Origin of the sequence: Paenibacillus sp. HJGM_3 (assembly GCF_045062745.1) — a bacterium.
Taxonomy (GTDB): Bacteria; Bacillota; Bacilli; order Paenibacillales; family NBRC-103111; genus Paenibacillus_AA.
Map to the genome: position 1 here is coordinate 96,453 of NZ_JBJGED010000010.1, position 14,816 is coordinate 111,268.

8 protein-coding genes are annotated in these 14,816 nt (G+C 58.6%); 4 read left to right on the plus strand and 4 right to left on the minus strand.

The window, feature by feature from the left end; genetic code table 11:
• Nucleotides 1–17: 17 nt before the first annotated feature.
• Nucleotides 18–1,769, minus strand: a complete 1,752-nt coding sequence (locus ACI5FR_RS13330) for an FAD-dependent oxidoreductase (RefSeq protein WP_405455013.1) — start codon at nt 1,767–1,769, stop codon at nt 18–20.
• 194 nt (nt 1,770–1,963) lie between these two features.
• On the opposite strand from ACI5FR_RS13330, the gene ACI5FR_RS13335 reads away from it, so the two are divergent.
• Nucleotides 1,964–3,223: an S-layer homology domain-containing protein gene (locus ACI5FR_RS13335; protein WP_405455014.1), complete on the plus strand. Its 1,260-nt coding sequence runs from the start codon at nt 1,964–1,966 to the stop codon at nt 3,221–3,223.
• Nucleotides 3,224–3,345: 122 nt separating this feature from the next.
• Here ACI5FR_RS13335 and ACI5FR_RS13340 read toward each other — a convergent pair whose 3' ends face one another.
• Together ACI5FR_RS13340 and ACI5FR_RS13345 are read right to left on the minus strand one after the other, a co-directional pair.
• The gene (locus tag ACI5FR_RS13340; RefSeq protein WP_405455015.1) at nt 3,346–4,095 is read right to left on the minus strand and encodes a DUF6081 family protein; all 750 of its coding nucleotides are present in this window, start codon (nt 4,093–4,095) and stop codon (nt 3,346–3,348) included.
• 29 nt (nt 4,096–4,124) lie between these two features.
• On the minus strand, nt 4,125–5,042 hold the full coding sequence (locus tag ACI5FR_RS13345) for a prenyltransferase (RefSeq protein WP_405455016.1): 918 nt from the start codon (nt 5,040–5,042) through the stop codon (nt 4,125–4,127).
• 195 nt (nt 5,043–5,237) lie between these two features.
• On the opposite strand from ACI5FR_RS13345, the gene ACI5FR_RS13350 reads away from it, so the two are divergent.
• From ACI5FR_RS13350 to ACI5FR_RS13360, 3 genes are all read left to right on the plus strand, one after another.
• Nucleotides 5,238–8,324, plus strand: coding sequence for a phospholipid carrier-dependent glycosyltransferase (locus ACI5FR_RS13350; RefSeq protein WP_405455017.1), 3,087 nt, complete (start codon nt 5,238–5,240; stop codon nt 8,322–8,324).
• Between the two features lie 300 nt (nt 8,325–8,624).
• Complete coding sequence (locus ACI5FR_RS13355) at nt 8,625–10,607, plus strand: heparin lyase I family protein (protein ID WP_405455018.1); 1,983 nt, start codon at nt 8,625–8,627, stop codon at nt 10,605–10,607.
• Nucleotides 10,608–10,649: 42 nt separating this feature from the next.
• Nucleotides 10,650–11,627, plus strand: a complete 978-nt coding sequence (locus ACI5FR_RS13360) for an ROK family protein (RefSeq protein WP_405455019.1) — start codon at nt 10,650–10,652, stop codon at nt 11,625–11,627.
• 78 nt (nt 11,628–11,705) lie between these two features.
• On the opposite strand, the gene ACI5FR_RS13365 is transcribed toward ACI5FR_RS13360, so the two are convergent.
• A complete protein-coding gene (locus ACI5FR_RS13365) occupies nt 11,706–14,738 on the minus strand; it encodes a glycoside hydrolase family 2 TIM barrel-domain containing protein (RefSeq protein ID WP_405455020.1) in 3,033 nt (1,010 codons plus the stop codon).
• Nucleotides 14,739–14,816 lie beyond the last annotated feature (78 nt).

Below are 14,816 nucleotides of genomic sequence, written 5' to 3' on the forward strand. Positions count from 1 at the left end.
TTACCGCAACCCGCGGCTTACTTAGGCGGCTTGCGCACTTTGATATACTGCGGATACACGATCTCCCCGGTATCCAGCTTGTGAATCTCGTCCGGCGTCCAGCCGGCGATTTTGTTGTTGCCCTTGATGCCGGTAAGCCGGATCTGATACTTGCTCTCCAGGTACGCATGCAGCGGCTTCATATCGTCTTCCTTCAGCTCGCGCAGCTTCTTCTTGCCCTGAATTTGCCCGAGGATGACGCCGATCGACTCCGCCGCGAGGCCCGTGTTCGGCTGGATGCGCGCGCTGCCGTAGGCGATGGCGGACGAGCCGACGTTCTTGCCGGCCAGGATCACGTTGTCGTAATTCCGCAGCAGGAAGCTGCGCAGCGGCATGCCGTACTTGTCCGGGCGGCCCATCTCGATGCCCCACTTGTTGGCGCTCGTACCCTGCAAGTCAAGCGGATAGCCGGCGATGCTGACATTGTCCCAGAACATGCTGGCCCCGAGCATGTCGGACGGCTTCAGCACATAGTCGGTCTCATAATGGTTGTACTCGCGTATGTACAGGTAGTCCGGGAACCCGTTCAGCTCCGCATGCTCCCAGCCGACGATGCTCTTGCGGAAATGATCGCGAATGAGCGGAAGCTCCTTCTTCCCGAGCTCCAGCCCTTCGGCCACCGATTTTGGATCGGCCGGGTCAATCGTGTAGACGAGCAGGGCGTTGATCAGCACCTCGCCATCTCGCTGGTTCACTGCATTCAGGCCGCGCAGGAAGAGACGCGGATTCGTAGCCTTATAAGCGTTCGTCATGCCGACCAGGCCGATGGCGAAGCTGTCGTTCACATACCCGCCGCCGTACTTCTTGCTCCGCTCCTCCGCCGTCAAGGCGTTGAAGCTGCTCGAGAACCGGGCCCAATCGACGCCCTTGAACTTCATCATGATGCCGGCGCTCATAAATTCGATGTTGTGCTGGCCGTAGAACGCCTCGAGGCCGGGCATCCGGGTCACATTGAGCTTCCCCGCCAGCGTGCCGTTGTCCGTATTCTCCACCCAATATTGCGCTTCGATCGTTTTCGTCGTCTTGTCCTTCGTCTGATAGGACACGGACTGCACGGCTTGCGACGTCAACTTGCCGATGCCGGCGTTCACCTTCGTCAGCGTGACGCCCGACTCGACCGGGATGCCATGCACGAGGGTGTCGAAGTAGCGGACGTATTCCGATTTTTTGCGAATCTTCGCGCTCTTGAAGCCATCGAATAGCTGCTTGATCCGGCCTTGCACCAGCGATTTGCCTTGATCGTCCTTCGTCTCGTCCAGGAACAGCATCTCCGCCTCGAGCAGCTGGCCACCGACCGCCTCGCGCGGATCGAGCACGACGACTTTCAAGCCTTCATCCGCCGCAGCCCTCGCCAAATACATGCCTTCCATCTCCGTCCCTACTATGACGACATCCGCCCGGTCGGTCGAGGGGGTCGGAGCGACGTTCGGGGTGTTCCCAGGTGTCGCTGAGGTTGGGGGCGGTGTCGATACGGTCCCGTTCGGGTCTGACGTGTGCGAGGGTGTAACGGTCGCCGACGGGTTCAGCTGAGGGGAATCGGTTGCCGCCGGTGTCGCATTCGGGCTCACGGTTGCGTGGGTATTAGGACCCAATTGTGTATGGGACCGCGAGTCGGCATCTTCCTCCGCCTTCGATGTCCAGAAGAAAACGGTTCCGCCAACAGCCGCGACAACCGCGAATATAATCAGCCAAACCACCGGTTTGGGGGCTTTGGGTCGTCTAGTTCGCATAACCGGGTCGCTCCTTCGTATTCTAGTTCGTATGTGCTATTCTAGTCTATCATGTTGCGTCCACCCCCTCAATTGTTTTTGAAGGGCCGAAACCATTTAGCGTTACCAGGGAACACTTCGCGAAGGTCATCTGGACAAGGAAGAGCAGGCTTGATCATTTTACAAATTTCTCAAACAAAGAGAGGGAGAGGTTTATGAAAAAAGTATTCAAGCAATTGACAGTAACCGGATTGACTTTGGCAATGGTAGTAGGCGGTTCGACGGCAGCATTCGCGGACAACAACAAAGGCAAAGGCAACGATAAAGACGATCGCGGCCGCGTCGAACAAAAAGACAACACTTGGAAAAACAGCTGGAAAGACAACGAGGGCGTCAAATTCGTCAACAACGGTACGGTCAACATCGTGGTGAACTTCAACGACATCCAAGGCGCCGACGTAGAGTGGGCCATCAAGAACATTACAAGCCTTTCGTTCAAAAAGGTTTTCGAAGGGTATGAAGACGGTTCCTTCAAGCCGAGAAACACGATCTCCCGCGTAGAAGCGATCACAGCGGCCGTTCGCCTGCTGGGCTTGGAGGATCAAGCGAAATCGCAAGCCGAGATGAGCACGAAGCTGAACTTCAAGGATGCGGACCAAATCCCATCTTGGGCAGTAGGGTACGTCGCGGTGGCATTGGAGAACGACCTGTTCGGCGAAACCGAGAACATGGTCCAACCGAACAAGGCAGCCGATCGCCTGTGGGCCACTACGCTGCTCGTGAAAGCGCTGAAGCTGGACGCTGAAGCGAAAGCAAAGATGAACACGCAGCTGCAGTTCAAGGACGCGAAGGAAATCCCGGCCGGTTCCGTAGGTTATGTAGCGGTAGCCGTGGAGAAAGGCTTGATCGACGGCTTCGAGAACAACACGTTCCGTCCGAACACGCCGGTAACCCGTGCGCAAATGGCAGCCCTGGTCGACCGTGCGGACTCTCAAATGCCGGATAAGGATTCGATCAAAGGTAAAGTGACTACGGTAGTGGGCACGAACATCTCCGTACAGAAGGCAGACGGATCGACGCAATCGATCACGCTGGATCCGAATGCATTCGTCTTCGCGGGTGGCGCACGAGTACCGCTCTCGGAAATTACGGTTGGTGACGAAGTGGTCGTAAAGGTATTCACCGTGAACAACGTAACCTACGCTTATTTCGTGGATATCACGAAGTCCGGCACGCCGGTACAGGATTTGAACGTACAAGGGACGCTCGTCTCCTGGGCGAACAACAACAACTACAAGCTTGCTTTGCTTACGGTTGACGTACCTAGCACCGTGACAGGCTCTACATACGAACGGCGCACGTATGCGGTTGCCGATACGTATGAGTTGAAGCCGACCGGAGCCCAACTGCTTCAGGGTCAAACGCTGTTGCTGAAAGGCGTCGGCAGCATCGTCAACTATATTGAAGTAAAATAAGAACAAAACCATTAGACATCCAGAAGAGACATAAGAAGGTTAGAGCAATCCATAGAGAAAGCCTCGTCCCCTCATCGGGTTCGAGGCTTTCTTCATTATATGATGCGTTCGTCCCGCGAAATTCATTCCTTCACGGTAATCGTAATCGGCGACCATTCCCCGATAACGGTTTGCCCGTGTACGGAGACGCTGCCTTCCGGAGTCAAATCCTTCTCCGTCATAATGCCGAGCGCCACCGTGAATTGGTTGAACTTCACAGGAATCCCGCGTTCCCGCCGCACTTCCTGCCCGTTCACATAGAAGACGAGCTCGTCCTGCCCACGGTTGTAATTGATTTTGTACGTGTTGAACTCGCGAGCGGCGAACTCTTGGCTTTCCCGGAAAATACAGAAATATTTCGTCTTCTCCGTATCCGGCACGGTAACGCCCGGGAACGGGAGCACGGCGTACACGGTGGCGTACGTATCGTTGCCGACGAAGAAGTCAATCGCGGCTCCCGTCGTAAAATCGAGTAGGTTGAGCGATACGTAACCGTCATACAGATCATTCGGCGCGGTGCCTGTACTGCGGGCGCGAATGCTCAGCTCGAAGCTGATCTCCCCGGATTCCGGCAGCTTCACGGGCTCGGCCGAATAGTACATGTGCTTGGCATTATCGAGAATCTGCACCTGATCGTGACTGCGGCTGAGCGGCGCCCGTACGTACAGAATGCCGTTCCGGACGATGACGACCGCGTTCGGTTCGCGGTATTGCCAGAACGACCCGTCTTGCAGCGGGAAGCCTCCGATTTTCCATACGGCCCCTTCATCCAGAATGGTATGAAAGTCACCCAAGGTGACGGTATGGGTGGCGGGTTGTTTTGGTTGGGCCATCTTCAATTACCTCCTTCAGGAACTTTTTCTTAAATCAAACCGTCTATTAACAACGAAAGGATCATGATGCTGCCGCACCGAACCGTCGCTTTCAGCGAAGCGCCCATCAGCGGCAAATACGCCGGCGACGGATTCGTAGCCTGAAGCGAGCGATAGACGCCGGCGAACGGGACGATTGTAACGAGGCCGATCAGCGCATAATAAGGAAGCGCTTGGAACACAACGGCCGCGATCAGAGCCAAGTAAGCGAGCGCCAGCAGGAGCTTGGAGAATTGAAGAGCCCGGCGTTCGCCCCAGACGACGACAAGTGTTTTCTTGCCGGAAGCCTTGTCCGACTGCCAATGCAGAAAATGATGATTGAACAAAATGAGCGTCGTCAAGAGCCCGATCGGCAGCGAGGCTAGCAGCGATCGAACGTCCAGCTCGGACGTCTGTACGAAGAAGCTGCCCATCACAGGCAGCACGCCGAAGGCGATCAGGATGGCGAGCTCGCTGTAGCCTTTGCCTCGGTAGCCGAACCGGATCGGAGGCGCTACATAGAAGTAAGCGATCAGCGCGCCGAGCCCGGCGAACACGAGCACTTCGGGCCCGCTCAGGATCGTGAGCAGCACGCCCATCACCGCCGCCAAGGCGAACAAGCCCCATGTGATCGATGCAAAAGTCCGAACCGACATCGTACCGGTGGCGAGAAAGCCGGAATTGGTGGAGATCGTCGCCGCCGTTTCCCGGGCCGCGATGTCCACGCCGCTGCGGTAATCCCACAAATCGTTGATCATATTGGAAAATAAATGAGCGGCCCCCGCGCCAATTAGCGTGATGAGGAAGAGGGACCAATGAAACTCGCCCGTCCAAGCATAGGCGCCTACGGAACCGATCATCACGGGAACGATCATTACGGGAATGACTTGAAACCGGGAAGCCCGTTTAAACACGCTTAGTTTTCCCATCGTATCGAACTTCCTTTCATAGACATTACTTTGTGTTCAGGACACGGTTTATTCCTGCCCATTATATGCCCGTCCCGGATACTTGTAAATGTAAAAATGATTCTAATCCAGCCTCGGATTGGTTGCCGTAGAGGAATGTGCCCGCCTGTTGCAGAACTAGTAGAAAGGAAGCGAATCACTCTGTGGGGGTTAGGCATGAAGAAGCAGCTATGGCGCGTTCCGGCAGTCGTCTGGGCGATTTTGCTGGGCGCATTACTTGTAAGAATGCTCGTGGCCGTACTCATCGTCGGTCATCCGACCGATATGACGACGTTCCGGGCTTGGGCGGACTATGCCGCCACGAACGGGCTGGCCAAGTTTTATTCCGGGGAAATATTCGCCGATTATCCGCCCGGCTACATCTATGTGCTGTATGTACTGGGGAAAATCAAGCATCTGTTCGAACTGGATTTCCATAGCCGAACGTTCCTGCTGTTGGTCAAAATGCCGGCGCTCCTCGCCGACCTGATCGCAGCCTGGCTTATATACATAACGGCCGCCAAGCGTGTCGGCGCAGGGGCGGCGATCGCCCTGACGACGATTTATGCGTTCAATCCGGCCATTCTCGTCAACTCAGCGGCTTGGGGGCAAGTGGACTCGATTTTCACCCTCTTCATCGTCGCGTTCGTGCTGCTGGCTATGCGGGGGAAGCTGCCTCTAGCGTCGATCGTCTTCGTCATGGCGGTGCTGATCAAGCCGCAAGGGCTTATTTTCACGCCGGTGCTCTTGTTCGCCCTATATCGGAGCTTCAGTTGGAGATCTTTGGCCTGGAGCGTTACCTACGGGCTGGCCGCTTTCCTGGTCATGATCCTGCCTTTCGGGACGAGCAAGGGGCTGTTCTGGATCGTGCACTTGTATACCAGCACGCTCGGCTCCTACCCATACGCTTCGCTCAATGCGTTCAACCTGTTCGCCCTGCTGGGAGGCAACTGGCAGCCGGTAACGAACCGGTTCCTGCTCAGCTATGAGACTTGGGGCACCGTCTTCATCGTGCTCACTGTAGCGTACAGCGTGTACATCTATATACGCGGCCGGAAGCAGCCGGCGATTCTGCTCGTCATCAGCCTGGTCATCATCGTGCTCGTGTTCGTCCTCACAGCGAAGATGCATGAACGCTATATGTATCCGGCGCTGCTGCTCGCGGTACTGGCGTATCTTCATACGAAGGACCGACGGCTGCTCTACACGTACATCGGGCTGAGCTTGACGCAATTCGTCAACGTCGCCTACGTGCTCTCGTTCAACGTACAGGAGCAATATCACCTGTACCGGTTCGACAAGGTGCTGCTGCTGACATCGGCGGCGAATGTGATTTTGGCCGGGTATTTGGTGTTTATTGCCCGGGGAATAGGGAAGGTACCTGAAGTGAAACCCGTTCAACAGCATGGCTTGGTTAGCCTGTATGCAGAGAAACAACCGTTGCAGCGCAAAGATTGGATCCTCATCGCCGTGATAACGCTGTTGTATGCGATTATCGCGTTTTATCGGCTGGGGGACACCTCGGCCCCGGAAACGTATTGGAAGCCGACGCCCGGCGATAGTGTGGTCCTGGATCTGGGCCAGACCGAGACGATTCAGAAAATCAACGTCTATTCCGGCATCGGAGGCGGCCGATACAAGCTGGAAACGTCGCGTGACGGTCAGCAATGGGAACCGGTGACCGTCCCGGATACGATGTATGGGAGTGTGTTCACCTGGAACTCGGTTATCGAGCCGCATACGGGACGTTATGTGCGGGTGACGGCGGAGAGCTCGGACGTGCGGATGCTGGAGCTGGGGGTGTTCGCGAATGACAGCGAAAAGCCTGCCTCGTTGAAGCTAATGACAGTTTCCTCGACGCTGCCCGTTTCGTCGGAGGTGTCGCGAGAGGACTTCGGCTCGTTCCGCAGCGTCACCCGTATGGATGCCGCCGGAGGGCCGGAGCGGCTGATCGATGAACAACACCTGGTTCCGTTCCGCCCTACATATATGAACAGCATGTATTTCGACGAGATTTATCACGGCCGCACCGCCTACGAGCATCTGCATCTGATGGAGCCCTACGAGACGACGCATCCCCCAATGGGCAAGGACATCATGATGTTCGGCCTCATGGGCTTCGGGATGACCCCATTCGGGTGGCGGGTCGTCGGTACGCTCGTCGGGGTGCTCATGGTGCCGCTTATGTACATATTCGCTTTCCGGCTGTTCCGGAGTACGATGTATGCGACTTGGGCGACCCTGCTGCTCGTCTTGGACTTCATGCATTTCGTGCAGACTAGGATCGGAACCGTCGACATGTATACCGTATTGTTCGTCATCCTGATGTACTACTTTATGCACCGGTTCAGCCAGGTCGATATGGCGGAGAACAAGCTGTCGAAAGCGATCGTCCCCTTGTTCCTGTCGGGTTTGTTCTTCGGGTTCGGGATTGCGTGCAAATGGAACGCCGTCTATGGCGGACTTGGGCTCGCCGCTTTGCTCGCCTATTACTTGTATATCCGTTTCATGGAATACCGGTATGCCAAGCAGCAACTCGGGCAGCCGGAGGCAACCGACGAATCGGAATCGATCGGGCGCTGGGAACGAGTCGTCCGGCTGTATCCGCGCCATACGATCGTCACCGTCGTGTGTGCCGGCCTCTTTTTCACCGTCGTTCCCTTGATCGTCTATGTGGCGTCTTACATCCCGTTCCTTATGATTCCGGGACCCGGGCATGGGTTGATGGACGTCGTCCGGTTCCAGAAATTCATGTACGACTACCACAGCAAGCTGGTGGCGACGCATCCGTTCTCATCCCCTTGGTGGGCATGGATGCCGATGGTGAAGCCGGTCTGGTACTTCTCGGGCTCGCAGCTCGCGCAGGGCAAAGTGTCGAGCATCGTCGCCATGGGTAATCCGGCTCTCTGGTGGGCCGGCATCGGCGCTTTCGTTTATGCGGTTTACATGCTATTCCGCCACCGGGCCATGGTGATGCTTGTCCCGGTCGTGGCGTTCGTGTCCCTCTACTTGCCGTGGGTGCTCGTGCCTCGGCTCACGTTCCTGTACCACTTTTTCCCGATGATGCCGTTCCTCATCCTGTTCGTCGTGTATGCGATGAAGTCGTTGACCGAACGTACGCGGCTCGGGCGGCAGGTGAGCATCGGTTACCTCGTACTGGCGGGCGTGCTGTTTGCAATGTTCTATCCGGTGCTGTCGGGCATGGTGGCGGACAAATGGTACGTGGACCATGTGCTTCGCTGGTTCCCGAGCTGGATTTTCTAGTTGGTCGAATTGGGGCTTTCCTTTGTCGGGAGAGCTCCTTTTTTTAATCCGGGGTCCCCGCAAAGTAATAGGAATAAACTCCGAAGGCCTACGTCACTTGTTATATGTCGCTTTTACGAAACTGTCTTGATATTACGAGTAACCGGAAAAAGGCGCAAACACCTGCAATAGTGGCACTAGGCGCACGGGATGGTGTCCGGTAATATAAAAGCACGCTGGGAGAAAGGAGGGCTGCGTGGGCTTTCACAACTCAGATCTGCTTACGATGGTTTCCAATCATGTAATCAGGAGGAGTGAATGATGATGAAACGCCAAGCTTATCCACTCATGGCAGCGGTCATGCTCGTCGTGCTCGCTATGATCGGGTTCGCCCCGACTGCCTCGGCCGCCGTCTACTTCACCGGCAATTTCGAATCCGGGGACATGAGCGGCTGGATCACCCGTCAAGTCGACTACCAGGCCGGCACGTGCGGCGGCACGAATTGCGACGGACCGGATTACTGGGGCAACGTGGTCCCCTCGGCCGCTTATCCGACCGCACCTGTTCGCGCGGGGAGCAAGTCGATGCGGTTCGAGCTGTTCAAGACGGATCCGCTGAACGTAGTGGGCAGCAAGCGGACCGAGCTGGTACACGCGACCGAAGAGCCGCTTGGTACGGAGCGGTGGTATGCGTTCAGTATTTTCCTTCCGGGGACGGGGGACGGGGGCGGCACCTGTTCGGACGCCGGGGAGAACTATTGCCCCGACACACAGCGCGAGATTCTGGCCCAATGGCACCATATGGGGGGCGGGTCGCCTCCGCTCGCGCTCATGACCGAAGGGAATACGTGGAAGGTGGATGTGCGCAATGACGCCACTCAGGCGAACGGGTTTATACAGGATGTAGGGACGATCGATAAGGGCGTGTGGACGGATTGGATTTTCCACGTGCGCTGGGCGTCCTCTTCCGGCGGGAACCCGCTGCTCGAAGTATACAAACGAATTCCGTCCGAGAGCGTCAGCTACACGAACGTGATGACTTATACGCAGCCCAACAACTATTCAAATGAAACGGCCCAGTTCAAGATGGGCATCTACAAATGGATCTGGGCGACGAATCCGAGCGCGTCCACGGTCAACCATCGCGTCGTGTACCATGACGAGGTGAAGTTCAGCAATACGCCGGGCGCCACGATCTCCACGATCGTGAACGAGATTGCCCCGCCGGCGAGCGTGGCTTCCTCGGGCGCGGCGCTGCCTTACAATGAGACGTTCGAAGACGGCACGGCGACGGATTGGGCTGCTGTGGACGGCACCTGGTCGATCGTTACGGACGGTTCGGTCAAAGCTTACCGCGCCCCGTCGACGGATGCGATCGCACGCTCGATCGTAGGCGGCAGCAGCTGGACGGACTACAAGGCCGAGGCGACGGTGAAAATCAACTCGTGGGCGTCTTCCGGCGACCGTTCCGTAGGCTTGCTGGCCAGGTACCAGAATGCGAGCAACTATTACATTCTGAATTACAATGCGACGGCCGGCGAGTATCGGATCACGAAGCAAGTGAACGGGACGTTCACACGGCTGGCGACCAAGACGGGCGTCACGCTTTCGACGGGATCGTGGCATACGTTCCGGGCGGATGCGGTCGGCTCCGCCTTGAATTTGTACGTGGACGGGACGCTTCAACTGACGGCGACGGATTCGAGCTTGACCAACGGTGCATCCGGCTTGATTCAGACGTATGAGGATATCCGCTACGATACGTTCGACGCGAGACCGCTGCTGCTCAGTGAAACGTTCGAAGACAGCACCGCGAACGGGTGGACCGTCGTTGACGGGACATGGAGCTTCGTGACCGACGGCTCGATCGCCTACCGGACACCCGCTACGGATGCGATGGCCCGTGCCGTAGGCGGCAGCAGCTCTTGGAGCAATTACTCGGCGGAGGCGAAAGTCAAAGTGGCCTCGTGGGGAACGGGGGACAAGTCGGTCGGCTTGCTCGCGAGGTATCAGAATACGAGCAATTATTACATCCTGAATTACAACGCCACGGCCGGCGAGCTTCGCATTACGAAGCAGGTCGCCGGTACGTTCACGCGGCTCGCCACGAAGACCGGCTATACGCTGTCGACCGGCGTCTGGCACACGTTCAAGGCGCAGCTGAACGGCTCGAGCCTGCAGTTGTACGTAGACGGGACGCTAGAGTTGTCCGCCACGGACAGTGCCCTTACGACCGGCAAGGCCGGGGTCATTCAGACATACGGCGATGTGCGCTGGGACGATTATACCGTAACGAATCCGTAAGGTAAGAAAAATATATCCTAGAGAGAAAGGTTGGGGTTGCCGATGCACTATCGAGTAGGGCTGGATCTGGGCGGCACGAATATCGTAGGCGGCCTGGTGAATGAACACGACGAGGTCGTAGGGCTTGAGAAGGTGCCGACGGAGGCAGCTCGGGGCAGCGAGTCGGTCCTACGCCGAATGGCGGAGCTCGTCGAAGGGCTGATCGAGACGCACCGCATCCCGCGGGCGGCGATCGAGGCGGTGGGGGCCGGCATCCCGGGGCTGGTGAACCCGCTCGAGGGCGTCTGCATCGGGGCTGCCAACCTGCAATGGCGTGATGTCCCGGCCGCCGCCCGCTTGTCGGAGCTGCTAGGGCTGCCGGTGTTCATCGACAACGACGTGCGCGCCTATGTGCTGGGCGAGGCGCTGTTCGGGGCCGGACGCGGGCACCGGGTCGTGCTCGGCGTGACGCTCGGCACCGGGATCGCTTCGGCGCTTATTATGGAGGGGCGCCCGTATTACGGCGCCCGGATGATCGCCGGCGAGCTCGGCCACATCTACATGGAGGGCGAGCTCGGCGTGTGCGGCTGCGGCCGGACCGGCTGCCTGGAGACGGTCGCGTCGGCCACCGGCCTGACGCGGCAGGCGCGCGAGCAGCTCGCTGCTGGCCGTCCGAGCCTGCTGGCGGCGCTCGCGCTGACGCCGGAAGCGATCACGGCGGCGCATATCACGGAGGCGTACGACCGGGGCGACGCGGTGGCGGTGGAGCTCATGCGCCACACCGGGCGCTTGCTCGGGCGGGCGCTGTCGTACGCCGTCACGCTCTACAACCCCGACGTCATCGTCGTCGGGGGCGGAGTGGCGCAGGCGGGCGAGCGGCTGCTCGCACCCGCCCGCGAGGAGCTGGCCCTCCGTGCACTGGGCATGTACACGGAGGGGCTGGCGCTGAAGGCGACCGAGCTCGGCGACCGCGCCGGGGTGCTCGGCGCCGCCGCGCACGCGGCGCGGATGCGGCGGGATGCCGCGGGCGCCGGGGGCTGAGAGGCGGCGGCAACGCACAAAACGCGCCTACCACGATCGTGGTAGGCGCGTTTTGGTTAGGGTGCGCGTGTGCGCCGTCTAATCTTCTTTGAACACGGGCAAGATGCTTAATTCGTAACGGAACGGCTTCATCGGAAACCGATAGGGCTCCATCAGCTCGGGCCCGCATGAATTCGAGCCCACCCCGCTCATCGCGTAATCGAGGATGACGATCGTCTCCTCGCGGCGGACGAGCTCGAAGTCGTGGGCGGCCTTGGTGAGGTCACCCGGTGTATAGTGGGAGGCGTTGAACGAGAACGGGGCGTTCGACGCGAAGCGAAGACCCATGCCCTGCTCATTGGAGACGAGGGCCCACTCGGTTCCGTAGCGGGAGCCGTTCTCCTGGGGCCGGATATAAGGCTCGAACAAGGCGTCCACCGTGGACGAATAGCGTCCTCGCCTTACGCTGTGCCGCTTGTCGATGTAGCTCTCGTGCGGGCCGTACCCGGCATACTCGACGGCTTCGTTGCCTGGCGGCATCGTCACCTGCAGGCCGAAGCGCGGCCAATAGACCAGTTCCTCGCGCGGCTGCACGTCCGTCGCGAAGGTGATCGCGCCGCTTCCGTCGATGGTCCAGACGGCGGTGCCGCGCAGCAGCGGGTAGCGGCTGCAGCCGGACATCGAGTAGGACATCGTCACTTCGACTCGGGAAGGGGACGTTTGCCGCCAGTCGCAGCCGTACACCTTCATCTCGGCGCGATCGTACCCGGCTTCCATCCATTTGCGCTTCACATACATGTCGTTGTCGGTCGGCGCCCGCCAGATCTGCAGCTGCATCGGCGCAGCCAGCATCCGAACCCCGTGCTTGGCGAGCTGCGTGAACATCCCGGCCTGCAAGTCGAAGGCATAGGCAAAGTCAAAGCCTTCCAAGAGCAGCGACCCCCCGTGAGCTTGAACGCGTATTGCATGATGCGAGATATTCTCGGCGTCAGATTGCGGCTCCTCTACAGCCACGGCTGGCAAGACGAACTGCGCGAAGCTCAGCTCATAGCCGGGCTCGGCCCATTTCGTCTCACGGTTCAACCGGAGCGACAACGTGAGCTCGCGCGAACCGGCTGAAGTCCCGGACGCATCGACGTTCAGGGTCAACTCGGCTTTGGTCTGGGGAGCTGCATCCAGCGCCGCTACCGAGCCTTGATCGATCAGCTCTCCCTCTTCCTCGAGCTTCCAGTACAAGGAGAGATGCGACAAATCGCTGAAATCGTACAGATTCCGCACTATGAATCGCCCTGACGCCGCATCCGCCGCGTCGATCCTCACCGGAGCGATGATCTGCTTCAGTTCCAAGAGGCCGGTGTGGGGCTTCCGGTCGGGTGTCACCAGCCCGTCTATGCAGAAGTTGCCGTCGTTCGGATAATCGCCGAAGTCTCCTCCGTAAGCATAGTACGCGCGGCCGTCCGCCGTTCGGGCGGCGATGCCGTGGTCGCACCATTCCCACACGCAGCCTCCCATCAGCTTCGGATACCGATAGATCGCATCCCAATAGTCGGCCAGATCGCCGGGGCCGTTGCCCATCGCATGGCTGTATTCGCACAGGAACAATGGCTTCGTCTGTGTGTCGTCCGCCGCGTATTGGATGATCTCGCCGACCGAGGCGTACATCCGGCTCTCCACATCGAGGCAGTCCACGTTCGGGTTGCCGCGGTAACGCGGAGCGGCTCCCTCATAGTGCACGGGGCGAGACGGATCGCGGCGGCGCGTCCACTCCGCCATAGCGATATGATTGTCCCCGTACCCGGATTCATTGCCCATCGACCACAGGATCACGCAAGGGTGGTTTTTGTCCCGCTCCACCATCCGCACGGCTCGCTCCACGAAAGCTTCCCGCCACGCCGGATCGTTAGACAGCCGGTGGAAAGCATCCCCTTCCCAATTGCCCGCCTTGCCGATGCCATGGCATTCCAGATCCGCTTCGTCGATCACATAGAAGCCGTACTCGTCGCACAGCTCGAGGAAGCGCGGATCGTTCGGATAATGGGAGGTCCGGATCGTGTTGATGTTATGCCGTTTCATCAGCTTCAGATCCTGGACCATATGGGCGATTGGAATGGTCTGGCCGAGCGACGGATGAGAATCGTGCCGGTTCACGCCCTTGAGCTTCACGGCGCGGCCGTTGACGCGGAATACGCCGTCCGTAATCTCCACGATTCGGAAGCCGACGGCGAAGGAGAGGACTTCCGTCCCCGAACATACGTACAGCCGGTACAAGACGGGCTGCTCCGCATTCCACAGCGTCGGGCGATCGACAGTCAGACGGACGGCTCCGTCCCCGTCGGCTTGGATCACTCCGGCTGCGACCTTAGCTCCTTTGGCATCGTACAGCTCCGTTCTGACTTCCTGGGAGCCATTCAGCCGGAGGGCGATCGTCAATTCCGCCTGCGACAGATCGGAGGTAAGCTGCTGCTTCACTTCCACGTCGCGGACATGCACCGGATCGCGGGCCAGCATGTAGACGTCGCGGAAAATGCCGGAGTATCTCCATAAATCCTGGTCCTCCAGGTAAGTGCCGTCGCACCATTTCAACACCATGACGGCCATCCGGTTGCGGCCCTCTCTCAGATAGGGAGTCAAGTCAAACTCCGCCGGCACGCGGCTGCCTTGACTGTAGCCCACAAACGTTCCATTGACCCACAGATAGAAGCAGGCATTGACCCCTTCGAACACGACGTATTTGGTTTTGCCGGCCCAATCGGCCCTCACTTGAAACTCGCGAATGTACAAGCCGGCCGGATTCCGGTCGGGGACATAAGGAGGGTCGCAGGGGAACGGATAGTTGATATTCGTGTAATGGAGCTGATCGTAGCCGTTCGTCTGCCAGCAGGACGGGACGAGCAGCTCTTCCCAAGACGCGTGATCGTAGTCCGAGTCGTAGAACGGTTCGGTCACTTGGCGAACGCTCTCGCGGTAAGCGAATTTCCAGGCCCCATTCAATGTTTGATAATAGGGCGATGTACCCCGTTTGGCGTTCTTGGCTTCCGCGATACTGCCATATGGAATGTAGTGGGCGCGTGCCGGTTCCCGGTTGACCTCGAGTACGTTAAGATTTTCCCAATAAGCGGCGATGGGGTTCAATGCGAATCTCTCCTTCAACTTGAAGTTGGGTCCAATCCCTTCTGATTATAGTTGTGGTATACTGGACTCGCCTATGGC